The sequence below is a fragment of the Sorangium sp. So ce406 genome, assembly GCF_051474675.1.
Classification (GTDB): domain Bacteria; phylum Myxococcota_A; class Polyangia; order Polyangiales; family Polyangiaceae; genus Sorangium; species Sorangium cellulosum_G.
Genome location: NZ_CP150340.1, coordinates 11,697,332 through 11,720,049, shown reverse-complemented (window position 1 = coordinate 11,720,049; position 22,718 = coordinate 11,697,332). Strand labels below are relative to the sequence as shown.

Annotated in this window: 23 protein-coding genes and 1 pseudogene; 10 read left to right on the top strand and 14 right to left on the bottom strand. The window is 68.5% G+C overall.

From position 1 onward, the window contains the following. The first annotated feature begins 14 nt into the window (after positions 1-14). Positions 15-650 carry a DUF4291 family protein gene (locus tag WME96_RS44100; protein ID WP_437287527.1) on the top strand — a complete coding sequence of 212 codons (636 nt, stop codon included), beginning with the start codon at positions 15-17 and terminating at the stop codon, positions 648-650. A 21-nt stretch (positions 651-671) separates the two neighbouring features. Here WME96_RS44100 and WME96_RS44095 read toward each other — a convergent pair whose 3' ends face one another. Beyond that, positions 672-1,724, bottom strand: a complete 1,053-nt coding sequence (locus tag WME96_RS44095; RefSeq protein ID WP_437287526.1) for a LacI family DNA-binding transcriptional regulator — start codon at positions 1,722-1,724, stop codon at positions 672-674. Positions 1,725-2,063: 339 nt separating this feature from the next. On the opposite strand from WME96_RS44095, the pseudogene WME96_RS44090 reads away from it, so the two are divergent. Further along, positions 2,064-2,207 (top strand): annotated as a pseudogene (locus tag WME96_RS44090) (sugar O-acetyltransferase); the annotation flags it as partial. 57 nt (positions 2,208-2,264) lie between these two features. Here WME96_RS44090 and WME96_RS44085 read toward each other — a convergent pair. The 4 genes from WME96_RS44085 to WME96_RS44070 all read right to left on the bottom strand — a co-directional run bounded on the left by WME96_RS44085 (position 2,265) and on the right by WME96_RS44070 (position 6,421). Beyond that, positions 2,265-2,423, bottom strand: coding sequence for a hypothetical protein (locus WME96_RS44085; protein WP_437287525.1), 159 nt, complete (start codon positions 2,421-2,423; stop codon positions 2,265-2,267). A 420-nt stretch (positions 2,424-2,843) separates the two neighbouring features. After that, on the bottom strand, positions 2,844-4,031 hold the full coding sequence (locus tag WME96_RS44080; RefSeq protein WP_437292423.1) for a serine/threonine-protein kinase: 1,188 nt from the start codon (positions 4,029-4,031) through the stop codon (positions 2,844-2,846). 380 nt (positions 4,032-4,411) lie between these two features. Beyond that, complete coding sequence (locus WME96_RS44075) at positions 4,412-5,905, bottom strand: serine/threonine protein kinase (protein WP_437287524.1); 1,494 nt, start codon at positions 5,903-5,905, stop codon at positions 4,412-4,414. 315 nt (positions 5,906-6,220) lie between these two features. Next, positions 6,221-6,421, bottom strand: coding sequence for a hypothetical protein (locus WME96_RS44070; protein WP_437287523.1), 201 nt, complete (start codon positions 6,419-6,421; stop codon positions 6,221-6,223). A 306-nt stretch (positions 6,422-6,727) separates the two neighbouring features. On the opposite strand from WME96_RS44070, the gene WME96_RS44065 reads away from it, so the two are divergent. Next, positions 6,728-7,216: a hypothetical protein gene (locus WME96_RS44065; protein WP_437287522.1), complete on the top strand. Its 489-nt coding sequence runs from the start codon at positions 6,728-6,730 to the stop codon at positions 7,214-7,216. Positions 7,217-7,285: 69 nt separating this feature from the next. Here WME96_RS44065 and WME96_RS44060 read toward each other — a convergent pair whose 3' ends face one another. The 3 genes from WME96_RS44060 to WME96_RS44050 all read right to left on the bottom strand — a co-directional run bounded on the left by WME96_RS44060 (position 7,286) and on the right by WME96_RS44050 (position 10,139). Further along, on the bottom strand, positions 7,286-9,634 hold the full coding sequence (locus WME96_RS44060) for a beta-L-arabinofuranosidase domain-containing protein (protein ID WP_437287521.1): 2,349 nt from the start codon (positions 9,632-9,634) through the stop codon (positions 7,286-7,288). Positions 9,635-9,831: 197 nt separating this feature from the next. Continuing rightward, the gene (locus WME96_RS44055; RefSeq protein WP_437287520.1) at positions 9,832-9,978 is read right to left on the bottom strand and encodes a hypothetical protein; all 147 of its coding nucleotides are present in this window, start codon (positions 9,976-9,978) and stop codon (positions 9,832-9,834) included. Continuing rightward, a complete protein-coding gene (locus WME96_RS44050; RefSeq protein ID WP_437287519.1) occupies positions 9,978-10,139 on the bottom strand; it encodes a hypothetical protein in 162 nt (53 codons plus the stop codon). The genes WME96_RS44055 and WME96_RS44050 overlap by 1 nt, the downstream gene beginning before the upstream one ends. Before the next feature lie 696 nt (positions 10,140-10,835). Here WME96_RS44050 and WME96_RS44045 point away from each other — a divergent pair. After that, complete coding sequence (locus WME96_RS44045; RefSeq protein ID WP_437287518.1) at positions 10,836-11,051, top strand: hypothetical protein; 216 nt, start codon at positions 10,836-10,838, stop codon at positions 11,049-11,051. Here the strand turns inward: WME96_RS44045 and WME96_RS44040 are convergent. After that, the gene (locus WME96_RS44040) at positions 11,038-13,014 is read right to left on the bottom strand and encodes a RecQ family ATP-dependent DNA helicase (RefSeq protein ID WP_437287517.1); all 1,977 of its coding nucleotides are present in this window, start codon (positions 13,012-13,014) and stop codon (positions 11,038-11,040) included. The two genes, WME96_RS44045 and WME96_RS44040, sit on opposite strands and share 14 nt — an antisense overlap. A gap of 176 nt (positions 13,015-13,190) precedes the next feature. Here WME96_RS44040 and WME96_RS44035 point away from each other — a divergent pair, with 176 nt between their 5' ends. Next, entirely contained in the window at positions 13,191-14,192 is a 1,002-nt protein-coding gene (locus WME96_RS44035; protein ID WP_437287516.1) for a hypothetical protein, read from the top strand. A gap of 98 nt (positions 14,193-14,290) precedes the next feature. Here WME96_RS44035 and WME96_RS44030 read toward each other — a convergent pair whose 3' ends face one another. Next, positions 14,291-15,184 (bottom strand): LysR family transcriptional regulator, encoded by an 894-nt coding sequence (locus WME96_RS44030; protein ID WP_437287515.1) that lies wholly within the window; start codon positions 15,182-15,184, stop codon positions 14,291-14,293. 103 nt (positions 15,185-15,287) lie between these two features. Here WME96_RS44030 and WME96_RS44025 point away from each other — a divergent pair, with 103 nt between their 5' ends. After that, complete coding sequence (locus WME96_RS44025) at positions 15,288-16,157, top strand: SDR family oxidoreductase (RefSeq protein WP_437287514.1); 870 nt, start codon at positions 15,288-15,290, stop codon at positions 16,155-16,157. 41 nt (positions 16,158-16,198) lie between these two features. Continuing rightward, positions 16,199-16,672 (top strand): SRPBCC family protein, encoded by a 474-nt coding sequence (locus WME96_RS44020; protein ID WP_437287513.1) that lies wholly within the window; start codon positions 16,199-16,201, stop codon positions 16,670-16,672. A gap of 36 nt (positions 16,673-16,708) precedes the next feature. Here WME96_RS44020 and WME96_RS44015 read toward each other — a convergent pair whose 3' ends face one another. Continuing rightward, positions 16,709-17,623: a LysR substrate-binding domain-containing protein gene (locus WME96_RS44015; RefSeq protein WP_437287512.1), complete on the bottom strand. Its 915-nt coding sequence runs from the start codon at positions 17,621-17,623 to the stop codon at positions 16,709-16,711. A gap of 125 nt (positions 17,624-17,748) precedes the next feature. Here WME96_RS44015 and WME96_RS44010 point away from each other — a divergent pair, with 125 nt between their 5' ends. Further along, on the top strand, positions 17,749-18,501 hold the full coding sequence (locus WME96_RS44010) for a glucose 1-dehydrogenase (protein ID WP_437287511.1): 753 nt from the start codon (positions 17,749-17,751) through the stop codon (positions 18,499-18,501). Positions 18,502-18,634: 133 nt separating this feature from the next. Here the strand turns inward: WME96_RS44010 and WME96_RS44005 are convergent, their stop codons facing one another. After that, a complete protein-coding gene (locus WME96_RS44005) occupies positions 18,635-19,102 on the bottom strand; it encodes a DUF4260 domain-containing protein (RefSeq protein WP_437287510.1) in 468 nt (155 codons plus the stop codon). A 113-nt stretch (positions 19,103-19,215) separates the two neighbouring features. On the opposite strand from WME96_RS44005, the gene WME96_RS44000 reads away from it, so the two are divergent. After that, the gene (locus WME96_RS44000) at positions 19,216-20,178 is read left to right on the top strand and encodes a LysR family transcriptional regulator (protein WP_437287509.1); all 963 of its coding nucleotides are present in this window, start codon (positions 19,216-19,218) and stop codon (positions 20,176-20,178) included. A 379-nt stretch (positions 20,179-20,557) separates the two neighbouring features. On the opposite strand, the gene WME96_RS43995 is transcribed toward WME96_RS44000, so the two are convergent. Continuing rightward, on the bottom strand, positions 20,558-21,214 hold the full coding sequence (locus WME96_RS43995; protein WP_437287508.1) for a hypothetical protein: 657 nt from the start codon (positions 21,212-21,214) through the stop codon (positions 20,558-20,560). Between the two features lie 151 nt (positions 21,215-21,365). Then, positions 21,366-22,241, bottom strand: coding sequence for a hypothetical protein (locus WME96_RS43990; RefSeq protein WP_437287507.1), 876 nt, complete (start codon positions 22,239-22,241; stop codon positions 21,366-21,368). 169 nt (positions 22,242-22,410) lie between these two features. Between WME96_RS43990 and WME96_RS43985 the strand changes: the two genes are divergently transcribed. After that, complete coding sequence (locus WME96_RS43985) at positions 22,411-22,578, top strand: hypothetical protein (RefSeq protein WP_437287506.1); 168 nt, start codon at positions 22,411-22,413, stop codon at positions 22,576-22,578. Positions 22,579-22,718: the final 140 nt, after the last annotated feature.

The window sequence follows — 22,718 nt, the reverse complement described above, 5'->3', positions numbered from 1 at the left end:
CGCCGGTGGCGACGATGACCGGTACGTTCTCGACGACGCGGGGATCGCTCGCCGAGATGGACCCCTTTGCCACGGGGACGGGGACGTTCACCACGACGCTCACCGCGGGTGAACCGCAATCGAGCGACGCCATGGGCGTCGCGTCAGGCTATGAGGGCACCATGGAGGGTGGGGCTGATGCCGCCGTGAGCGGGCAAGCCCAGGTCTTGGTCGTCGGGAGCTTCCCCGACGGGAAGGTGCGCGCTCTCTCGGACGTGCGGCTCCAGTGGGACCCGGACCACGATCCATCGAGCGCGCCGGTCGCGCGGAGGGCGATCCAGCTCGGGTTGCGCGGCGCGATGCTGCGGCGGTTCGCCGACGAGTGGACGGTGGGCGTGGAGGACATCTCAAAGCTCGTCGCGGAGCAGAGGGAGGTGCTGCGCGGGCGGGGAGCTCGAGAGCTCGTGATCCCGCGGGAAGAGGTGTATTGGCCGGCGGACGCAGACGGGGCGAGGCGGGTCGGGATAGAGCGCTGGGTGGTTCACGAGGCCATCGACCCGCTGCTCGGCCTCGATCCAGCAGCGGGGGGGACGAGCAGGCTCGCGCCAGTAGCAAAGCCTGCCGCCGCCGGGGGTGGCCTTCGCGGCCCCGGATCCATCACGGGTTTCTGATCCGTGAGAAGGCTGGAGCGCTCATCGGTCCCGGGGGACCGCGGCGCTGCTCTTGCGCAGGATCAGCTCGGCCTCGACGATGACGCGCGAGCAGGAGCGGCGGCCGCTCTCGATCTGCCCGAGCAGCAGGTGGAGGCACCTCCGCCCCAGCTCGGAGAAATCCTGGCGGACGGTGGTGAGCGGAGGCGTGAAGTAGGCCGCCTCCGGGATGTCGTCGAAGCCGACGATGCTGATGTCTCGCGGCACCGCGCGTCCGATCTCGTGGAGGTAGCGGAGCACGCCCAGCGCCATCTGGTCGTTGGCCACGAACAAGGCGGTGACGCCGGGCGTGCGCGCCAGCTGCGGGGCAAACTCGTAGCCCGAGCGTGCGCTCCAGTCGCCGCGCAGGACAGGCGGCGGCTCGACGCCCGCGGCCTCCAGCGTCGAACGCCAGCCGTCGATGCGCTGCTCGGCCTCGAGCGAGTCGATCGAGCCGGCGATGTGCCACACCGTCCGGTGACCCAGGTCGAGGAGATGGCGCGTCGCGGCCGCCGCGCCGCCGTGCTGGTCGACGGCGACCACCGGGACCGAATCGTCCGGCCCACCCTCGACGGCGACCACCGGCACGTCGGAGGTGACGTGGCGGAGCGCGTCCACCGCCGACCGCAGCGGGGCGATGACCATGATGCCGTCGACGCGCTGATCGCACAGCCCCTTCACCGCATCCACCACCGGCGCGCGGCTCAGCGATTTCAGGCTGACGACGCTGACGCCGTACCCGGCGTCGTGCGCCGCCGTCTCGAGCCCGTGGAGCGTCGACGCCGGGCCGTAGTGCGTCGTGTTGAAGCTGACCACGCCGAGCGTCCGCGAGCGCCCCGTGACGAGCGCCTGCGCCACGGAGCTCGGGCGGTAGTCGAGCTGGCGGATCGCGTCGAGCACGCGCTCCCGCGTGTCCCGATGCACGTGGGGGTTGTCGTGCAGGACCCGCGAGACCGTCTGGTACGAGACGCCGGCGAGCTTGGCCACGTCGACCATGACCGCGGCCCGGCGCCCGCCTCTCTTGATGCGCCGCTCGGGAGGAGAGTTGCCGTCCATCGGGGCCCAGCTTAGTCGGGCGCGGGGGGAATGGTATCGACATCCACCACGACCGCGCCCCGGCGCCCGCCGAGCCGGACACGATCAGCCCCCGCACCCGTCGGCGACCCAACTCGCACCTGCCTTTCGCGCGCGCCGCTGCGCCACGACCGCGCCCAGCTCATGACCATGCTTCGACCCCGCTGCTCTCCCGGAGCTTCGTCAGGTGTCGCCAGACAGCTGGTCTCGTAGGTGAGCTTGTCGATGAACCGCTTCACGGTGGCGGCGGACAGGTCACCCGTGCCGTGGGCCTGGCCGCCCATGGCGTCGTTCATGTTGAGCGTGTTGCCCAGGCTGGTGAATCGGGTCGATCGCGCCGGCGCCGTCGTGCCACGCGACCTTCCGGCCGGCGTGCTGGCCGTCGGCAACCCCGCTCGAGTGATCCGCTCGCTCGACAGCGCCGAGGCGAGGGCGGCGGCGGTGCAGGGCCACACGCGAGGGTGACGGAGGCGCGATGCGCCCCTGGAGGGCGAGGCCCGCCGCGGTGGAGGACACCGGAGATCACGCGTTCGGTCGTCGGCCGTCGCCGATGTAGAGCGGCTCGTCGTCGGGCCGAAGCTCGATCTGCGGCGGCGACGCGCGATCGCCGTCCCGCTCGCCGTTCGCGTCGAGCCGGCGCGATACGGCGGCGGTGCCCGCGACGAGCACGGGCTGCCCCACCTCGACGACCGTCTCCCGATAGCGAACCGTGCCGTGGAAGCCGGCGAAGAACGACGCGCGCTCGTGGCCGTAGCGCTCGCGAGCACGCCCTGCGCAGGCGCTCTCGCTCGGCGCGCCGCAGCGCCCATCGAAGCCCGGCCCCGCCGAGTCCGAGCGTCAGCGCGACACCCAGCGCGGAGAGGAGCAGGGCTTCCATGAGGGCATGATCGCTCACATCGACTCGCCCGGCCAGGGCGACGCCCGTTCGCGCGAGGCGGCCGACGGGCGCCGCGCCGGGGTATAGTCGCCGCCCATGCTCGATCGCGAACAGGTGTTGCGCCAGACGCGGGCCCGGCTGCACCCGGAGCGCATCGCCCGGCGGGAGGACGCGCTCGCGCGAGGCGCCCAAGTCGACAGGAGTCCCGCCTTTTTGAGGCTCTGTCAGCTGAGCAGGATGGCGATCAAGAGCGCGACGCTGAGCGAGAGCGATACGACGATGGACGCGATGAACCACGGCCGCATCGCCGACGAGGTCCACCTGGACGCGAGCGATGTCGCGCTCGTCTGGTGCCCCGGAGCACCGGGGTGCATGGTAACGGTCGGCTCGATCTGCCTCGGCGCGCCCTCCATCGCCGCAACGGCCCCGTCGATGGCCGCGATCACGTTGGTAGCCGTCGGATAGCGTTGCATTGGGTCTCGCTGGACGAGCCGCATCACGATCGCCTCCACGTCGGGGCGGATACCTGATCCCGGAGCACGCTGGCGGATCGGGGGCGCATCCTCGAGGAGCCGCTGCCGGAAGGAAGATTGGCCGTCGCTCGCGTCGAACGGGCTTCTCCCGGCCAGCATTTCGTACAAGATGATGCCAAGCGCATAAAGATCTGCGCGAACATCGACGGCGTCCATGCCGCGCACGGCCTCCGGCGCGAGATAACTGAGCGTGCCGAGAACCTGGTCGGCTGCGGTGAGGTCCTGGCCTTTGCGCGCGGCCTCGCGGCTCTCGGTGGACAGGAGCTCCACGTTCACCTTGGCGAGGCCGAAATCGATGAGCTTCACCTGATCACGGGCGCCGAGAAGGATGTTCTGCGGCTTCACATCGCGGTGCACGATCCCCTTCGCGTGCACCGCCTCCAGAGCAGACGCGATCTGCCTCGCGATGTGGAGCGCGCGTCGCGCGGGGAGCGGTGCCGAGGCGATCACGTCCTGGAGCGGGGTGCCCTCGACATACTCCAGGACGAGAAAATGCGACCGATCCGCGAGCTGACCGAAGTCGTTTGCCGAGACCACGTTCGGATGCTGGATGTGCGCCCCCGCGATCGCCTCGCGCTCGAACCGCGCCACGATCTGGGGGAGGTTCCGGGCGCTCGGCTGGAGGACCTTGATCGCGACCTGCTTGCGGAGGTGCACCTGCTCGCCGCGGTACACGGCTCCCATGCCGCCCTGCCCGATGAGCTCGTGGACGCGGTACCGCTCCGAGATCAAGCTCCCGATCAGCGCTGGCGCTTTGTCGTCCGAGCGCACCAACGTGGGTGCGTCGTCCGACCACGCCCGTGCCGCCGTCTCGATTTCTTCCACAAGCGCCGAGCTTGAGAGCTCAACGACGGATACGTCGCGTTGTTTCCCGAGCATCGGCACCGTGACGTCGTCGGTGATTGAGCGCCCCTTGGGTGCGATTATCCCTGACATGCCGAGGAGTGTACACGCACAAAGGTGCTGAGAGCGGAGGAACCGCGCCGCCGTCCGAGCGGACGTCATGCTCGATCCACCCACGGAACGGAAAATCCGTGCAATTCCGCGATGGCCGTGGATCTGGCCCCGCACACCGACATCGTCCTACAAGGAGGACCGCAGCGCATCGAGCCGTAGCTCGCTGGTCGCCGCCCGCATCGCCGGAACCTCCAGCCCCGAAGGCGCGATGAAGACATCGAGGGCGGGCGATCGGGGAGCTGGGCGGCGGCGTGCTCTTCGGCATGCCGACGCGGCGCGAGGCAAGGCCGCCCCTTATCAAGCTATTCCCATTGAAACTCGGAGGGGTGGTAGGCTTTGAGGCCGTCAATCGGAATGGGCCCCTCGGGAGTGCCGCCGCACACTTTGACACCCTCATCATCCGTGCGCACTGGATAGGCTTTCTTCAATTTCGACGTGACGCAAAATGGATATTTGCCATCTTTGAGGAGAAGGCGATACTTGCCATCTGGGACGGACCGGCGCGTCGATGAGGGCTCAGCGGTCGAGGATGGCGTGCTGGTACTGGAGGATGGCGTGCTGGTACTGGAGGATGGCGTGCTGGTACTGGAAGACGTGGCCATCGTGCGAGAGCGACCGCTCGCCTTGCCCTCTTGAGATGTCTCGTCTTCCGCGCTCTCACGAGTGTCTTCGGCGGAGTCTTGTGAACGAACAACGAAGAAGACAGCGGCGAGGCAAACAGCGAGAGCAAAAGAGCCAATCACTGCAACCATCAAGAATGGCGAATTCGAGCCCACTTGCGGGCTGTTTGCAGCAGATCGAGGCGGCACGGATACGACCATGGGTGCCTGCATCGCTCGGCCGGGAGCAGGAGCGGCCATCGTCGGATCATCGACGCTGATCGCAGACGACACGTCGGCTCGGATCGACACTGGGGCGGGCGCGTGAGGGGTAGCATTGGGGCCCAGAACTCGCTCGATGTCTTCACGCATGGCGCGCGCCGATGGATAGCGGCGCGATAGATCGAAGGCGAGCGCACGATCGACGATGGCGCAAACCTCTGGGCTGACAGAGGGGGCAACGGTGCGCAGGGCCGGCGCAGGCTGCGTCGCCATCTTGATGAGGAGCTCGCTCTCCGTGGATCCCTCGTGCACACGGCGGTTTGCCAGGATTCGAAACATCGTCGCGCCAACGGCGAAGATGTCGGCCCGCCCATCGATCTGGCCACCAGCGATCTGTTCGGGCGACATGTAAGGGATAGTCCCGAGCATCGCGCCGATGCGTGTACGAACATTGGAGCCGCCCTGCTTCATTCGAGCAATCCCGAAATCGAGGACCTTGACGCCGCCTGATGAGGTCAAGAACAGATTATCGGGCTTGATGTCTCGATGAACTATGCCGAGCCCGTGCGCGACATCGAGCACTTCGAGCACGATCGAGACGATGCGGAGCAGCTCGCGCTCCTCGATGCCGCCGGAGGCGTGAGCGCGCTTGCCGAGCGATTCACCATCGAGCAACTCCATCACCAAGAACGGCGATCCATCCTCGCTCGTATCAATGTCGATGACATTGACGGCTGCGGGGTGACCGAGCTGGTTTACTGCGAGCGCCTCTTGCTCGAACCTGGCTCGAAGCTCCTTGGAGAGCGCGATTTCCGGATGGAGGATCTTGATTGCACAGCGCCGGCCGATCCTGTGTGTCGCCTCGTAAACCGCAGCCATCCCGCCGACGCCGATGAGCGAATCGATGCGCCATTTGCCCCGGAGGACGGTCCCGATTCGTGCTGTACAGTGTGCTAGCTGGGGATCATCACTCATCGATGTTCAGGCTCCAATGTATACCGGATGCGCGGATAGGCAAAACATCCCCGCTGAGCCGGGCGGGGGCTCGACGATACCATGAGACGTCGTGCACCGGCAACGGAACTTGAAGTGAACGCCATTCCCTCCCACTTCTTGCCCTTCCCCTTCCACGTGCCCTTACCCGCGGCGAGTAGCCCCGTCTTCGGATCGTGGATGAGCGGCATCGTGCCGCCCACGGCGCCGGCCTTGACGGGCTTTCGTGTAGGGGGAAGGCCGGATGCTCCGGTGGCGAACTTGCGCTCGCGATGGTACAGCGTGAGGTAGACTACATTACACGGTCGAGCGAGCTCGTTGCTTCTGTTGCCGCGCCTCGACGATCAGCCGCGTCCGGACGGGGCCGCAGCGCTCGCGAAAGGTGTCGACGTGGTCGGCGGCGTCCGCGGGCGGCTCGGCGTCCGCGAGGTCGAAGCGCACGGGGCCGCTCGGGCGGACGAGCGCCTGGCCCGTGCCGCAGGGCTTCCATGAGGGCATGATCGCTCACATCGACTCGCCCGGCCAGGGCGACGCCCGTTCGCGCGAGGCGGCCGACGGGAGCCGCGCCGGGGTATAGTCGCCGCCCATGCTCGATCGCGAACAGGTATTGCGCCAGACGCGGGCCCGGCTGCACCCGGAGCGCATCGCCCGGCGGGAGGGCACGTCCTCGACCGCCGGAAGCTCGGCATCCTGCCGGGCGACAGCTCGTACTCGCTGTCGCTCCACGGCCTCGAGCTCGGCGTCATCGGCCTCAACTCGGCCTTCCTGCAGCTCGCCGGCGGCGACTACCACGAGCGCCTCGCCGTGGACCCGCGCCAGCTCCACGTCGTCTGCGACGAGTACGCCCCCGACTGGTTGCAGCGCCACCACATCAACCTGCTGCTCACCCACCACCCGCCCGAGTGGCTCCACCCGCAGGCACGCCAGGAGTTCCGCCAGGAGGTCGACCCGGCCGGTCGCTTCGCTGCCCACTTCTTCGGCCACATGCACGAGGGCACCGCCACCTCGACCGCCCACGGCGGCGGCCACGCGCGTCACGCCCTGCAAGGCGCCTCCCTCTTCGGTCTCGAGGAGCACGACGGCCCCGGCGGCCGCGGCGTGACCCGCCTCCATGGCTTCAGCGCCGGCCGCTTCGAGCTGCTCCCCGGCGCCGCACAGGCCCGCGTCCGCGTCTTTCCCCGGCGCATGTTCACGAGCGCCGGCGGGCGGAAGATCGACCGTGACGTCACCGCCTACCACCTCGATGAGCGCGGCTCGTTCGCCTACGAGATCCCGACCGCCCGCCGCACATGACGCCCTTCACGCTGGGGCCGCCGGGCACGGGCGGCGAAAGATCACGAGGGCGCAGGCAGATGTGGAGGCTTACAGCGCACCGAAGGTCCGCGACCCCTGCGGCGCCTCACGACGTCTCCCCCGGCGCCACGCGACCAGGCCGAGGCCGAGCAGCGCGGCGAACTGCCAACGCTCCGACGAAACACGGCTGAGACTGCAGGAACAACCCGAGCTGCCCTGGTCCGCGGTGTCACCATCCGCGCCCCCCGATCCACCGGAGCTGCCCTCGGACGCGCCGCCAGTCGTTCCGCTGCCGATCGTTCCGCCGCCAGTCGTTCCGCCGCCAGTCGTTCCGCCGCCGGTCGTTCCGCTGCCAGTCGTTCCGCCGCTCTGCGAAGACGAGACGGTATCGCACAGCTTGCCAGTTCCAGGAGGGGGCGAGCATCCGCCGGCGTCTGGGATGTTTTCACCCGTCGTCCCGGTGAGACGGAAGTAGATCCCGTACCTATCCGCGTATCGCTGATAGTGCGGCGTGAACGTCAACGTGCTGTTGGAGTCTGTGTTCCGCAGCGTGAACTCCACCGTACCCGGGGTTTGAACCAGGTTGTTCTCGATGTCGGCGATCCACTCGTTGATCGTGATACCGCTGTTGATGCCGATGGTGTCCTTGATGACAACACCAGGTGGAATGGTAGCCTTCTCAGATGCCCACTGGGGCTCCGACAGCATCCTCTCCGTCCCGAGACCGGCGCTCAAGACGACCGGTCCGTAGACGAACGCCACCGCATTGGGGTTGTCGGGGAGTCTCGACACCTTCACCTCCATCGGCAGCGTGAGCTCCACCTTGTCTCCGGGCTTCCAGGTGCGACCTACCGTGAGATAGCCGTTCGCTTCCGTTGCGTCGCATGCCTCACCGTTGACCGTGATCGTCACGGGCTGACACCGAGCGACCCAGGATGGCTTTCTGAAGTTGATCGTGACCGCGTCGGCCGGTGCAGCGGTAATCTCGAAAACCGCCTTGTCGGAAAGAGGAATATTGGAGGTCTGCTTCAACGACAGGCCGCGCTCGGCCCAGGCCAACGTCGAGCTGAGGAACATGTTGACGTACAGATCCGTGTCGTCATGAAAGTACAAGCTGTCATTGAGCTTGGTATAGTTCTCCATACCAGTCCCGTTGCAGCACCAGAAAGTGTCCTCCGGCTTGCCGAACACCTTGAAATAGCCCGTTCCCATCGGCTTGAAGTAGGTCGTCATCCCGTTCGTCGGATTGACGGCAGACATGATTTCGTTGATATGAGTCTGCTCGTAGTAGTCGGCATACTTGACGTCCCCCGTGGCTTTGAAGAGCGCCCTCGAGAGCTTCAACATGTTGTACGAGTTGCACGTCTCGTTGTTCACGTTGTCCCGTTGCGCGTCCAGCTGCCTGGGTTCGTGGAAATGCTCGAGCTGGCTATTCCCACCGGTGACATAGGTGTGATCCCTCAGCACGATGGTCCAGAACTTTTCCGCCGCGGTGTAGTAGAAGCTCTCCGTCTGGCCCAGCGTCCGATAGCGGTTCATGGCGCCGATGAACTTGGGGATCTGCGTATTGGCGTGCTTGCCTGGCAGGACGTTGTTGCCTTGAGAAATGGGAGTGAAGAGCGAGTCCTCGTCGAAAGTGTGGGCTGCCGCCAGGTGATTGGCGTTGTTCGTCAGCCTGTACAGATCGTACAGGCAGTCGTTCATGCCGCCGTACTCGACGCCCAGGACCTTCCTTCGAAGGTCCGCATTCCAGGTCGAGCTGCGATTGTAGGTCCAGTCCCCCAACCTGCTCGCGATCTCGAGGGCCGTCGCGTTCCCTTCGAACTCGTAGACGTCGATGAGGCCTGCGATGATCTTGTGCATCGTGTACCACGGCGCCCAGCTGGAGCCGGTGGCCTTCCCCTCGACGACGTCGAAATGAGTCTCCGGCGACGCGAACAGGTATCCTCTGGGATTCGCGTCTTGAAATGACTTCAATTGACCGATCGTGTAGTCGATCTTCTGCGCGATGGCGGCGCTCTGCTCCGCGTCGGAGCTCTTGAGTTGCTTGTACGCTCGCGCCATGGCGGACAGGTAGTGTCCTATCGTGTGCCCGCGCAAGAGGCTCCAGCCACCCTCCCACCCGCCGTAGAGGTTGAGGCCCGGCGAATTCCCAGGGTCCTTTCCTTGCGACACCGCCTTGAAGCCCGCCAGAAGCCGGTTGGGGTCGAGGCTCATGATGTACGCGATCTCTTTCGAAGAGACGTTCTGGTAGTAGGCGTCGGTCACGCTCACCTCGTCCAGCTCGAACTCCTGCAGCTTCTCGACGGAGTCGGCGGCGGACGCCGCCCCTGGAGTGAGGGTTCCAATCAGAAGCGAAACAGTCAACGCGGCCGCGCCCGAGAGCGAGCGCCGGAACTGCAGTATTCTCTTGCTCATGATAGATCCTTTCAGATCTCGAATGCGTTGTATCCAGGTGCCCCGTCATCGCGCCGAACGAGACAGACACCGCGAGGCCGAGACAGGACGCCAGCAGCGGGTGGCAACCACCGGCTACCAGCGTGCCCACGAGGACCGTCGTGCGCGCGACGACGGAGCCGACCAAGATGTCGATACCCCCGACAGGATGACGAAGGTCATGCCCACGCGCAGAGGCCGTGGGCTGAGAGCAGCGTCTCCATCACCGTTTTTCGCTTGGTGCGCGCGAAGTCACCGCTCTGGCTCGCGATGATCTTCATGTCCGGATCTTTCGCGATGGCCTCGGCGAAGCCGGTCTTGCGCATCACCGCACGTCCGCCGCCGGCGCGCCCACGAGCTCGATGATGCGCGCGTTGCCGTTCGTCTGCTTTGCGAGCCACTCCTCACGGGATCGGCCGGCGGCGACGGACTCGGTGCCCAGGATGGCCAGGGACGTCCCTCGTGACACGTGGTTTTGAGGGTTCATGCTCCTCGACACAGGTTACGCCCGCCCCGACGGCCGTGATCCGGCCACGTCGCCAGCACCTCCGCATCTTTGAAGGAATCGTCCCCGGTGAACAGAGCTCGAGATCTCACGACAGCCGCCGAACAAGCGCGGTATGCCGTGTTCTCGGGTGGAGCCCCCTCGGCCCGATACCAATCCCCATCGTTCAGCGATCGCTTGCGCGACGACCGAGCGAGCAGAGTTGGTGCAAAAATCGATCAGACGACGAAGGCCTCGGTACGCGTGGCGGCCCGAGCAATGCGCAGCAACAAAGGCACTCCTGGGCGGAATGTGAACGATCACATGGCCACCGTCAATTCCAATCGACAGGTCCGTAAGTACCTCGATCCCGAGGGATCACGAGGCTGGCGGGCTCCTCCGCAGCGCCGCGGCAAGAGGGGCGCCTTGCCACGATCACCGCCGGCCCGATCGACGAACTCGAAGCCGATCAGCGCGTCGGCCGCTAGCCCATGACGCGTCGCGTGGCGACCGCATCGCCACGCGACGCATCGCGCCGTCGCGCGCCGGTGGTGGCGGCGCTGCAGCGCCTGTGTGACCGCTGCCCGATACCCGCCCCTCTTGACGCGACGCGCCGGGAGGAGACCTGTCTGCCATCGGGCGCGAGGGCGGTCGCCGGCGGCCGCTTCGATTTGACATTTTATTTGTGAACGTTCACATTTGGTCTCCGGGGCCGCTTCGGCGCTGCCCGGGACCAGGGTCGTCCTGCTGAGGAAGGAGCAGCGGCAGAGGCCCGGCCGCGCCCGTTTTTACGTCTTCCTCCTCGGGCAATCGAACATGGCCGGGGACTCCAAGGCCTCGAACGCGGACAAGACCGAGAATCCCCGCAGCGAGGTCGCCGTCCGATGCCAGACGACGCCCATCAAGCAGGCGTGACGCCGCGGGCAGCGCCGGCGAGGATGGGGAGCCCGGCGCACCAGTCGAGCACCTCGGAGAACCGGCGAGCGACAAGGACGCCGAAGAGCGGATCGCGCGCGAGCTTGGCCTGGCTAGTCGCCGGGCTCGACAGCCCGCAGAGGAAGCGCGCCGCCTGGCGGGGGTGACCCAGGGCGCCCCCGTGCGCCGCGCGCAGCGCCGTGAACGCGGCGACGTCGAGCCCCGCCGGCATCGGCGGCGCGCGGGGCGGCTCCGGCAGCCTCAGGGCGAGCCGGGTGCGGCAGAAGGTGCAACGCCCGCACGCGGCGTCGAGGCGCTCGCCGAAGTACTCGGCGAGCGCGGCGGCGTGACAGCGCTCCGCGGTGAACAGCTCGATCACCTGCCGCACGCGCGCGATCTCCGCGTCCTCGCGCCTCGCGAACCGCGCGAGGAGCTCGCCGACGAGGGCCGGCGCGTCGTCGGGCGGCGCGACGCGCACGAAGCGGTGCCGCAGGTCCGACGCCTTGAGCTCCGCGAGCCCCTGCCGCTCCAGGTACTCGAGCGCGCGCACCACCCGCTCGCGCGGCTGGTCCAGCGCGGCGGCGGCGGCGGCCGGATCGATCGCATACAGGACTCGCCCCCTCTTCGCATGGCCGAACAGCGCCTCGAGGAACCGCGCCGGCTCGCCCTTCACCGTCGCGACGACCTCCTCGAGCTTGCGGTGGAGCCGCACCTCGTAGCCGGCGTAGAACGGCGTGAGCTGTCGGACCGCGCCCATCAGCTCGAGGTAGGTCAGCGCGGTGCGGAGCACGAGCGGCCGGACGTCGTGGCGCGCCGACAGCGCGTGCAGGCCGAGCTCCACCTGGGGCGCGTCGAGCACGGCGCCGACCACCCCGTGGAGCGCCTCCGCGGTCGGCGTATCGCCATAGGCGAAGTTCTCGAGGACCGGCAGATCGTCGCCGCACACGAAGAGCTCGACCGCCGAGGGCGCCTGATCCCTGCCCGCGCGGCCGATCTCCTGGCTATAACTCTCGATGCTCTTCGGGAGATTGTAATGGTCGACATAACGCACGTCGGCCTTGTCGATCCCCATCCCGAACGCAATGGTGGCGACCACGACGCCGCGGTCGCTCTGCATCCACTCGTCCTGCACGCGCGCGCGCTCCGCCGCGTCCATTCCGGCGTGGTAGGCGCGCGCCGGCAGCCCCGCCGAGGCGATCTGCTGGGCCACGTGCTCGGCGGTCTTCTGGAGCGTGACGTAGACGATGGTGGAGCCGGGCGGCCGGGATCTCAGGCGCTCGATCAGGATCCGGTCGCGCGCGGGCGCGCTCACCGCCGTCGCGCGGATCTCGAGGTTCGGCCGGTAGAAGCCGGTGACGACCGCGTGCTCCTCGCGGATGCCGAACGTGGCGCAGACGTCGCGCACGACCCCGGGCGTCGCGGTGGCCGTCAGCGCGAGCACGCGCGGCACGCCGAGCGCCCGGGCGGTGTCCGCGAGCCTCAAGTAGTCGGGGCGGAAGTTGTGCCCCCACTCCGAGATGCAGTGGGCCTCGTCCACCGCGAACAGGGCGATCTTGAGCTCTTTCAGCAGCGCCATGAAGCGCTCGCTCACGAACCGCTCGGGGGCGACATAGAGCAGCTTCGTCTTGCCCGAGCGCAGGTCCCTGTGCGCCTCCGCCGCGTCGTCGGCTGACAGCGACGAGTCGAGCCGGACCGCGGCGATGCCGCGCGCCGTGAGGAAATCGATCTGATCCTTCATCAGCGCGATCAGCGGAGAGATGACGATCGTGACCCCGTCGAGGAGCAGCGCGGGGAGCTGGTAGCAGAGCGATTTCCCGCCGCCTGTCGGGAAGACAGCGAGCGCGCTGTGGCCCGAGAGCAGGGCATCCATGACCGCGCGCTGGCCTGGGCGGAGATCGCGGAACCCGAACCGCGCCTCGAGCACGTCGAGCAGGTCCGGGCGGGGGAGCGTCGGCTGGTCCAAGGGGCGCATCCTACACATCCTTCGCGCCGCGGGGGCCTGCCCCGCTTCCGTGGACACCGCCGGAGGCACCACGGGCAGGGATGGGGCGGACAAAGAGGAGCGCGCCCGAGCCCGGTCGGCGGCGGGCGGATGACCTGATCGGCGATCGGTGTAGACTGCGAGGCCGGAGCTGGGCGATGGGCGGCAAGCTGTTCAACCTACCGAGGATGCCCCGGGGCGAGTACCTGGCGCTCGAGGCCGAGGTGCGGCGCTACCTCGACGTCAAGCTGCCGGGGCAGTACCGCATCCCGCGCTACTACGGCGACAAGCCGGACTTCGGGGACATGGATGTGATCGTCGCGTCGCGGCCGGACTGGGGCGAGGTGCGCGCCGAGATCGCGCGCGACCTCGGGGTCACGCAGACAAAGGCCGTGGGGCACGTGTTCTCGACGGTGTACCGCGGCCTGCAGACCGATTTCTTCCCGGTGCCGGAGCGCTACCTCGAGAGCGCGTACAGCTTCATGTGCTTCAACGACGTGGGGAACTTCATCGGGCGGATCTGCCGGCGCTTCGACCTGAAGTACGGGGAGCGCGGGCTCGCCTACGTGTACCGGCGCGAGGGGGGCAATTACCGGGCAGACCTGGAGGTGACCCGCGATTTCGAGCGGATCTGCGGCTTCCTCGGGCTGGATCACGGGGCGTGGCAGGCGGGGTTCGCGTCGCTGCCGGCGGTGTTCGACTGGGTGATCGCGAGCCCCTATTTCTCGGTGGCGCCCTACCTCGATGAGGGCGAGAGCCCGCTGCGGGAGCGCGCCGGCGTGCGGTCGACCGTGGCGCGGTTCATCGAGCACCTGAGCGCCCGGGGGATCGACAAGCGGCCCACCCTGGGCGACCGGCGGTCGTACCTGCCCATGATCCTCGCCGCGTTCCCGGAGGCCGATCTCGGCGGGCAGATCGAGCGCGAGCGCGCGGCCGAGGCGCGGCGGGCGCAGATCGACGCGAAGTTCAGCGGCAAGCGGGTGATGCGGCTCGTGCCGGGGCTGGAGGGGAAGGCCCTCGGCGAGCTCATCACGCGGTTCAAGGGATCGTTCGACGACTTCGAGGGATGGCTGCTGGCGACGCCGGAGGAGGAGATCGACCGGCGCATCACCGAGCTCGCCGCGCTCCTCGATGCGGAGCTGCGTCCTCCCGGCTCCTGAGAAAACACGAGTTGAAAGGCCCGCCGTGGCGCAAGGCGCTGCCGTGGTTCGCGGCGGACGTCAGCGCCGTGGCGTGGAAATCGGCCGGTTTAGCCGCCTCATGCCCCGAGAAAGGCCGCCAGCTCGTCGGGTGTTCCCATGGGAAAGGCTTCCTTCAAATGGTCGAGGAAGGCGGATACACGAGCGTTCAGCAGCCGCCGGGACGGATAGAGCGTCCACAGGGCGATGTCCGGGCCGTCCACATCGCCCCAATGCACCAGAGCTCCAGCGGCCAGATCGTGACTTACAAGGGAAATGGGGAGGCGTCCGGCGCCGACGCCCGCTCGGACAGCATCGCGGACCATGACGAGCGACGACAGGCGCAGGACGGGATCCACCGCGATGCGTGTTCTTCCCGCCGGCGCCGCGACATCCCAGGCCGCAGTCCGGTCGCCTGCCCCCCGCACGACAGCCGGAACAGCGAGATTGCCCGCCGGTCGAGCGAGGCCCGGGCTCGCGACGACCACCAGCCGATCGCGCAGCAAGATCCGCCCGACGAGGCTTTCATCCGGATCCGGATTGACCCGGATCACCAGATCATAACCTTCCTCGACCATGTCGACCTTCCGGTCTTCCGTCGTGACCTCGAGCCGGACCTCCGGGTGTTTCAGCGCGAACCCGGCCGCAAGCTTGCCCATCGCGATCTGCGAGAAGAGCAAAGGCGCGCTGATTCGCAGCTTGCCTCGCGGCCGGCCCCCACCCGAGGCGATCGCCGCCGCGGTCTCGTCGAGCTCGGTGAGCAATGCCCCCGTTCGCTCGAAGAGCGCCCGTCCTTCCTCGGTGAGCTTCAGTGTGCGCCCCCCGCGCTCGAAGAGACGCAGGTCGAGGGCGGCCTCCAGCTCCGCGACCCGGCGGGACAGGGTCGCTTTCGGGCGCCCCGCGGCGCGTGCGGCTCGCCCGAAGCCCCCGTGCCGGGCGACGAGGCTGAAATCAGCGAGGGCGAGCAGATCCATGCGTTCCACCAGTGAGACGGTCTGTCTCAAGTTAACGTCTATCGGCACGCATGTGAACCACTAGTTTACCGGGTGTCTTCTGACCCGAACCGGAGCGATCCCCATGACCATCCTCGTTACTGGCGCCACCGGCACAGTCGGCCGCCAGGTCGTCGAACAGCTCGCGAAGCGCGGCGCCGACGTGCGCGCTCTCGTCCGCGATCCCGCCAGAGCCAACTTCCCGGCGGGCGTCGCCGTCGCGCAGGGCGACCTGCTCGACGTCGACTCGCTGCGGCGCGGCTTCTCGGGCGTCTCCACGCTCTTCCTGCTCAACGCCGTGGTGCCTGACGAATTCACCCAGGCCCTGATCGCGCTCAACCTCGCCCGCGAGGCCGGCGTCGAGCGGATCGTCTACCTGTCGGTGATCCACAGCGACCTCTACGTGAATGTGCCGCACTTCGCGGGCAAGTTCGCCGTCGAGCGCATGATCGAGCAGATGGGCTTGAACGCCACCATCCTGCGTCCAGCGTACTTCATGAACAACGATCTCACGATCAAGGACGTGGTGACCGGATACGGCGTCTACCCGATGCCGATCGGCGGCAAGGGGCTCGCCATGATCGACGCGCGCGACATCGGCGAGATCGCGGCGATCGAGCTGATCCGCCGCGAGCGGGCCGCCGCCCCGCTTCCCCTCGACCGGATCAACCTCGTCGGTCCCGACACGCTGACCGGCGCGGACATCGCGGCCATCTGGACGGAGGTCCTGGGGCGCCCGATCACCTATCCTGGCGATGACACCGCCGGGTTCGAGAAGAACCTCCGGCAGTTCATGCCGAGCTGGATGGCGTTCGACATGCGCCTGATGAGCGAGCGCTTCCTCACCGAGGGCATGCTCCCCGAGGCCGGCGATGTGGCACGTCTCACCGCGCTCCTGGGGCGCCCCCTGCGCTCCTACCGCGACTTCGCCGCCGAGATCGCGACCTCGGCCTGACGGCCGAGCGACCCTCAACCCGCACGACAGGGAACATCCTCATGATCTATTCGACCGCCACCGTCCCCGTGAACCCGGAAGGCGAGACCGAGCTGACCCGCGCGCAGGCGTGGGAGGGCCTGGTCCTCAAGGCCCGCGACGCCCGCCTGTTCCTCCCGCCCGGCCTCTGCACCCGTTGTGACGTGGTCGAGGAGAGCGCTTCTCACATCGTGCGTGAAGCCACGATCGCTGGCGACGACGTGCGCGAGATCATCACGTTCGAGCCGCAGAGCAAGGTCACCTTCTTCCAGGCCACCGGTCCCCGCGAGGGCGCGATCATCAACGAGCTGTTCGAGGACGCCGACGGCACGCTCCAGCTCCGCTTCTACTGCTACCTCGGCCTGCGCGGCAAAGAGCCGAACGGCCCCGAGGAGCAGGCCGAGCAGGCGTGGATGAACGGCGAGAAGGGCTACAAGGGCGCCTTGCTGTCGACGCTGAAGCGCACCCGCGAGCTGCTCGCGGAGGGCCGGCTCTGACAAGCCCCGGCGCCCTCCTGCGCGGCCTGGACCCCCTCAGTCGATACCCTCCTTCATCACGTCGTCATGGATGTGGCTCGCGAGGTGCTCGATCAGCGCCCGGACCCCAGGCGGTAAGCCGCGGCGCGAGGTGAACACGAGGTGGACGATGCCCTCGGTCACGTACCACTCGGGGAAGACGCGGACGAGCTTACCAGCCCTCAAGCCCGCCGCAGCAATGTGATCGGGCAACAACGCCACGCCGAGCCCCGCGATGGCCGCCTCTCGCAGGGCGGCGAAATCGCCGCACGAGAGGCGCGGCGCGTGATGCACGACATGCGTTTGCCCATCGGGCCCGACGAGCTCCCACACATCATCGCCGGCGTGCTCGCTCGGGCTGAGGGTCGGTACGGAGGCGAGCGCGGCGATCTCCGGCGCGCCGCCCAGGCGACGCGCGAGGGCAGGGCTCGCGACGAGGATCCGGCGGCTCTTCGCGAGCGTCTTCCGGGTGAGCGTGGCGTCGGTGTCGAGCTTCGTGCGCACCCGAAGCGCGATGTCGATTCGCTCCTCGATCAAGTCGACGCGCCGGTTGGTGGGGATGACCTGCAGGGCGACACGCGGGTAGCGCTCCATGAACGAGGGCAGGATGGGCCCGACCAGCTCCATCATGCCCGTGGGGCAGCTCAGTCGGACGAGCCCCTGTGGCTCGCCTTGCGCCTCGGCGACGACAGCCTGCGCCAGCGCCACCTCGCTCATGACGGATCGGCAGCGCTCATAGAACGCCTGGCCCACCTCGGTGACGCTGAAGCGGCGGGACGAGCGCTCGATGAGGCGAACGCCGAGGCGCGCCTCGAGCTGCGCTATCCGCCGGCTGAGCTTCGATTTCGGCTGCCGCAGCGCGCGCCCCGCCTTCGCGAACCCGCCGTTCGCCACGACCTCGGCGAAGAAGAAGAAGTCGTTCAGATCCTGCATCGGTGATCTCTTCGTTCTACTGGCGGAACGCAGCGTGCCACGATCGACGGCTGACCGCCCCCCCGCTTCGGCGCTAACTCCAGGGGGCCGGCGACGTTGAGCGCCGCGATCGAGGGACGGACACCATGAGCAACAAACTCCAGGGGAAGGTAGCGATCGTCACAGGCGGCACCACGGGGATCGGCCTCGCGACGGCGAAGCGGTTCGCGGCGGAGGGCGCGCGCGTCTTCATCACCGGGCGGCGGCAGGCGGAGCTCGACGCGGCCGTGAAGGAGATCGGCGAGAGGGCCACCGGCGTCCGGAGCGACGTCTCCAACCTCGCCGATCTCGATCGTCTCTTCGAGGTGGTGAAGCAGCAAGGCGCCCCCATCGACGTCCTGTTCGCCAACGCCGGCGGCGGTGAGCTCGCCCCGCTCGGCGCGATCACCGAGGAGCATTTCGACAGGACCTTCGCCACCAACGTCAAGGGGATGCTGTTCACGGTCCAGAAGGCGCTGCCGCTGCTGCGCGACGGGGCGTCGATCCTCCTCACCGGCTCGACGGCGGCCTCCACCGGGAGCCCCGCGTTCAGCGTCTACAGCGCGACCAAGGCCGCGGTGCGGAGCTTCGCGCGCACCTGGGCGCTCGACCTGAAGGACCGCGGCATCCGCGTCAACGTGATCAGCCCGGGGCCGATCGACACCCCAGGGCTGCACGGGCTCGGCGCGACCGAGGAGCAGGCGCAGCAGATCAAGGCGAATTTCGTCGCCAGCATCCCCCTCGGGCGGATCGGCTTGCCGGACGAGGTGGCCAAGGCCGCCGTCTTCCTCGCCTCCGATGACAGCAGCTTCACCAACGGAACCGAGCTCTTCGTCGACGGCGGCGCGGCGCAGGTCTGAGCGCTCGGCGCCTGGTTCATGCCGGCGCGCCACGCCCAGAAGTGAGACGCTGCGGTTCCCTGAACAGGGCGGCCGAGGGGCATGAGTGGCGGCCGCTCGACTCTCCTGCTCCCTCGAGCGCGAGCAGATGCTCTCACGCCGCGCGCTTCGAGCCCACGCGGCCGAGGTGCGTGTCGCCGAACGCCGTCCCGTACTTGAGCCCATAGCCCAGCATCCGATCGAAGCCGATGTGCCCGACCCAGATCGCCGCGCCGAGCAGCAGCGCCGGCGAGCCGAGCGCGACCGACGCGGCCGCGAGCAGCGCCGGAGCCAGATGGCTGTGCCCCGCGTTGTAGGCCACCGCGCCCACGCGCGGACCCGCAAGGTAGCCGAGCATCGACAGGTCGGGCAGGAGGAACAGCGCCGCGAACCATCCCCAGCTCCCGCCCAGGTGCCCGTAGGCGAGCAGCGCGGCTCCGAGCACGAGCGCGCCCTCGAGGCGCAGGAGCGCGCGCGGCATGCCCTTGGCCCCGCCCGTCGAGACCTCGCAGGTGGGCTGCGGCGCGGGGCGGCGGGTAGAGGGAGCAAGGTCGAGCGCAGGGAGCGTCGCGGCGGTGGTCATGGTCGTTCTCCTCGTCGTGCGTACCGGCGCGGATGCCGGCGACGTGGAGAGCATGGCCGCTGCGGGTGCTCATGAACATTGTACAAATGCGTCCATCCGCTCATCATCTTTTGATGAGCCCAGCCGAGCCCTCGTGGGACCTCTACGGTGCCTTCCTTGCCGTCATGCGCACCGGCAGCCTCTCCGCCGCCGCCCGCGCCCTCGACGTCGCGCAGCCCACCGTGCGCCGCCAGATCGAGCAGCTCGAGTCGCAGCTCGGCGTCGTGCTCTTCACCCGCGCGCCGAACGGCCTGGTGCCGACCGAGCTCGCGCTTGCCACGCTGCCCTACGCCGAGTCGATCGCCGCGAGCGCGCGCGCCCTCGTGCGCGCCGTGTCGAGCCCCGCCGACGCCGAGCGCGGCACCGTGCGCGTCACGTGCAGCGAGGTCGTTGGCGCCGAGGTGCTTCCCCCGATGCTCGCCGCGCTCCGCGTTGCTCATCCGCGCCTTCAGATCGAGCTCGTCGCCACGAATCGCACCGAGGATCTCCTGCGCCGCGACGCCGACGTCGCCGTGCGCATGGCGGAGCCGACGCAGGCCGGCCTGGTGAGGCGCTGCGCCGGGCGCGTCGAGCTCGGCCTCTTCGCCACCGAGGCGTACCTCGCCGCGCACGCTGCCCCGACGTCGCTCGCGGGGCTCGTGCCGGGGCACGCCCTCATCGGCGCCGACGGCTCCCGCGCCATCATCGACGCGCTCGCCGCCGCCGGGCTCGCCACCACGCCGCGCGATTATGCGTTCCGCAGCGACAGCGACATCGCGAAGCTCGCCGCGGTGCGGGCCGGCCTCGGCATCGGGGTGTGCCAGCTCCCGCTCAGCCGGCGGCCGGTGCCGCTCGTGCGCGTGCTGCCCGCGCTCGCCTTCCACCTGGACGTCTGGGTCGTCATGCACGAGGATCTGCGCGCCGTCCGCCGCGTCCGCCTCGTCTTCGAACACCTCGTCGCGCAGCTCGGTATCTATGCGACCCAGGCACGCGAGACACGGCCGGCGGCGGCGAAGGCCCGGCCGCCGGGCACGCGGCGAAGGCCCAGCTCGGCTTGATCCGAGGGCAAGATCACCGAACACTGGGGCGCTCGGCGGATCGTCACGGCCCCGTCACGAGACCCCAGATGTGGATCTGTACGACCGGACCATTCTCCTCGTCGTATACCACCACACTGCCCCGCTACCGTGGTCCGTGGCGAGCGCGACGCGGAACGAGTCCGGCGCAGCTGTGCACCCACGATCCCCCGGGCCCCACCTTGATGTCCTCGATCCGATCGTTGGGGACGCATGGTGCCGTCGGCAGGACGAGGTCGTTCGCGTCCGAGCCGTTGAGGGACGTGCCCACGTAGGGACATACGTCGCACACGAACTCGCGAATCGATCCTCTGAGCACGTAGAGCAGCTTGCTCCGCCGTCGCTCCCCCTCCCGCAAGCGTCAGGTTGCTTTCGGGGCCAAGATGTGGCCCCGCTCAAGAAACGCTCTCCGCACGCTGGTCATCCAGGAAGCGACGATCTCGTCCGACCCGTTCCACTCGTCCTCCTTGAGAAGCTGCTGGATGCGGGCGTCGCGCCGAATATCTGACGCCCAGCGCTCGAGACTACGGATCGATGCTGATGCCGCGAGTATACTGGCCAGCATCTTGGCTCTGCGGCCGAGCATGCCATCCGGCCCCGTCGCGCTGTGACGCTCTGCGGGCGTCAGGCCAGCGGGGACGAGCACCGGACACTGCTCGTCGACTCTGACCCGCGCTTTCTCCGGGAAGCTCGGATCGGCGAACACAGCGGTGACGATGAGCTGCGGAGTGACCCAGCTCCCCGAATCGATCGCGCACCACAGCAAATTGCGGTCCAACGTCTCGCTCCGGTCCAGCAGGAGCGCGATTGCTCCAACGAGGTGCGGGCGCCAGTTCGCATCGCGGAACAGAGCGGCGACCCAGCGGGCGGGGTCGCCCGCGGAGAGCGCACGCTCAACGCGATCGATGACGATCTGGGCCCCCGGGGTGTGGAGGTGAAGCAGTTCGAGGTATCCGGGGACATCCAGCTCCCCCTTCTCGAACACCACCGCGAATGGACCGAATTCAGTCAGTGCCATGTCAATCCTGACGTCGCAATCCGCTGTGCTGCGCGACATGGCTTCGCGTTTTCGCACGCAGGCTGCGAGCCGTGGTGCCTTGAGCTCCGATCCCACCCCCTCGTGCCGCCCCCACGCATCGCCGGCGCCGCCGGCCAGGGCATCGGACGCATCAGGAGAGCACTTCGGTGGCCGTCTTCGCCCCGAGGACGTTCTCGATCCAGCGGTCGAGGGTCGCGACGTCCGTGCATGCCTGGATGCGCGCGCTCTCGTCCTCGGTGAGCGCGATCCCTGCGCGCGCAAGCAGCCGCAGCAGCGTGTCCCTCTTGCCCTCGAGCTTGCCCTCACGCATGCCCTCGAGCTTGCCCTCACGCACACCCTCGAGCTTGCCCTCACGCATGCCCTCGAGCTTGCCGCGATCGATGAGCTTCTGCACGAACGGGGGAAAGGTCGCCTCGCCTTCGATCTGCCGTTCCATGACCAATGCCTCCAGAGCCTGCCTCATCGGCTCACGCAACCCGTTCCAGATGAGCTGAAAATAGACCATCGCGTGCGCCTGGTCGAGCCGGCCGAGGGCAGCGAGCGCCGCCTCGACCACGGTGAGGCCGCTCGGCCCGTTGCCGTGCGCTACCGCCGAGAGCACGGCGAGCTCCGTCTCCTTCTCCGCGTCGGCCGGGTCGGCGATCTCGGGGACGACCGCCGGACCGAGCACCAGCGGCTCCACGTTGCCGCGGCCCAGGCCGAGGTCGATGCTCTCCGCGGCCCAGGCAGCCACGCCGGCGTCCGGCGCGACCACCAGGACGATCGTGCCGCAGCGCTTCCTGGCGCGCACGACCGCGACGTACGCCGGCCACGAGAACTTCTTGTCCGGATCCACGTCGCGCTGCACCTCGATGACGATCGCCAGCACCAGCGCGTCGCGCGAGTCTCGAAGCTCGAGCACCAGATCGGCGCGGAACTCCACCGGGATGAGCTGGTCGAGCGACGACTCGACCACCGCGACCGCCGCGTGCGGCGGCACCTCGACGTGGAGGAGCGTCGCGAGCAAGCGGGGCGCGAGCTCCGGGTGCTCGCGGAACGAATCTGCGGTGCCGAACCGTCGCGATCCGTCGCTTTACCCGGGATTTGGGGGGCACCAGGTCACCGATCGCACCCGTTCAGAAGGCATGGCCCCAACCCGGGCCCAGCCGCCGAGTCTGGCGCCGGACGAGCTCGCGATGATCGAGACGTCGCCTCGGGCCGCCGTGGTCGCCTCGCTCGCCGGCACCCTGAGCCGCGCCGTCGCGCTCGGGGACGACGCGGCGGCCCAGGTCATTCACGAGGCCATCGGTCGGCTGCTCGGGCTGCCGGAAGTACGCGAGGGGAGAGCAAAATGCGGCCGATAGTCGGGCCGAACGCCCGCCCTGGTCGCCCAGTAAGTCCGGCAACTGCTCGACGGGCCGCCTGAACGCGGGAGGGCTGGTCGAGCAAGCAGCGGAGGAGGGCCAACCTCCCGCCCGCCGGCCCGACACAACCGCCGCCGACA

Excerpts from the sequence above, each read along its gene's own strand:
- WME96_RS44015 (WP_437287512.1), bottom strand. The coding sequence starts at position 17,623 with ATGCAGGATCTGAACGACTTCTTCTTCTTCGCCGAGGTCGTGGCGAAC.
- WME96_RS44020 (WP_437287513.1), top strand. The coding sequence starts at position 16,199 with ATGATCTATTCGACCGCCACCGTCCCCGTGAACCCGGAAGGCGAGACC.
- WME96_RS44035 (WP_437287516.1), top strand. The coding sequence starts at position 13,191 with ATGGGCGGCAAGCTGTTCAACCTACCGAGGATGCCCCGGGGCGAGTAC.
- WME96_RS44075 (WP_437287524.1), bottom strand. The coding sequence starts at position 5,905 with ATGAGTGATGATCCCCAGCTAGCACACTGTACAGCACGAATCGGGACC.
- WME96_RS44005 (WP_437287510.1), bottom strand. The coding sequence starts at position 19,102 with ATGACCACCGCCGCGACGCTCCCTGCGCTCGACCTTGCTCCCTCTACC.
- WME96_RS44010 (WP_437287511.1), top strand. The coding sequence starts at position 17,749 with ATGAGCAACAAACTCCAGGGGAAGGTAGCGATCGTCACAGGCGGCACC.
- WME96_RS44030 (WP_437287515.1), bottom strand. The coding sequence starts at position 15,184 with ATGGATCTGCTCGCCCTCGCTGATTTCAGCCTCGTCGCCCGGCACGGG.
- WME96_RS44000 (WP_437287509.1), top strand. The coding sequence starts at position 19,216 with ATGAGCCCAGCCGAGCCCTCGTGGGACCTCTACGGTGCCTTCCTTGCC.
- WME96_RS44055 (WP_437287520.1), bottom strand. The coding sequence starts at position 9,978 with ATGCGCAAGACCGGCTTCGCCGAGGCCATCGCGAAAGATCCGGACATG.
- WME96_RS44025 (WP_437287514.1), top strand. The coding sequence starts at position 15,288 with ATGACCATCCTCGTTACTGGCGCCACCGGCACAGTCGGCCGCCAGGTC.
- WME96_RS43985 (WP_437287506.1), top strand. The coding sequence starts at position 22,411 with ATGATCGAGACGTCGCCTCGGGCCGCCGTGGTCGCCTCGCTCGCCGGC.
- WME96_RS44050 (WP_437287519.1), bottom strand. The coding sequence starts at position 10,139 with ATGAACCCTCAAAACCACGTGTCACGAGGGACGTCCCTGGCCATCCTG.
- WME96_RS43995 (WP_437287508.1), bottom strand. The coding sequence starts at position 21,214 with ATGGCACTGACTGAATTCGGTCCATTCGCGGTGGTGTTCGAGAAGGGG.
- WME96_RS44080 (WP_437292423.1), bottom strand. The coding sequence starts at position 4,031 with ATGCTCGGGAAACAACGCGACGTATCCGTCGTTGAGCTCTCAAGCTCG.
- WME96_RS44095 (WP_437287526.1), bottom strand. The coding sequence starts at position 1,724 with ATGGACGGCAACTCTCCTCCCGAGCGGCGCATCAAGAGAGGCGGGCGC.
- WME96_RS44070 (WP_437287523.1), bottom strand. The coding sequence starts at position 6,421 with ATGCCCTCATGGAAGCCCTGCGGCACGGGCCAGGCGCTCGTCCGCCCG.
- WME96_RS44100 (WP_437287527.1), top strand. The coding sequence starts at position 15 with ATGACCGGTACGTTCTCGACGACGCGGGGATCGCTCGCCGAGATGGAC.
- WME96_RS44060 (WP_437287521.1), bottom strand. The coding sequence starts at position 9,634 with ATGAGCAAGAGAATACTGCAGTTCCGGCGCTCGCTCTCGGGCGCGGCC.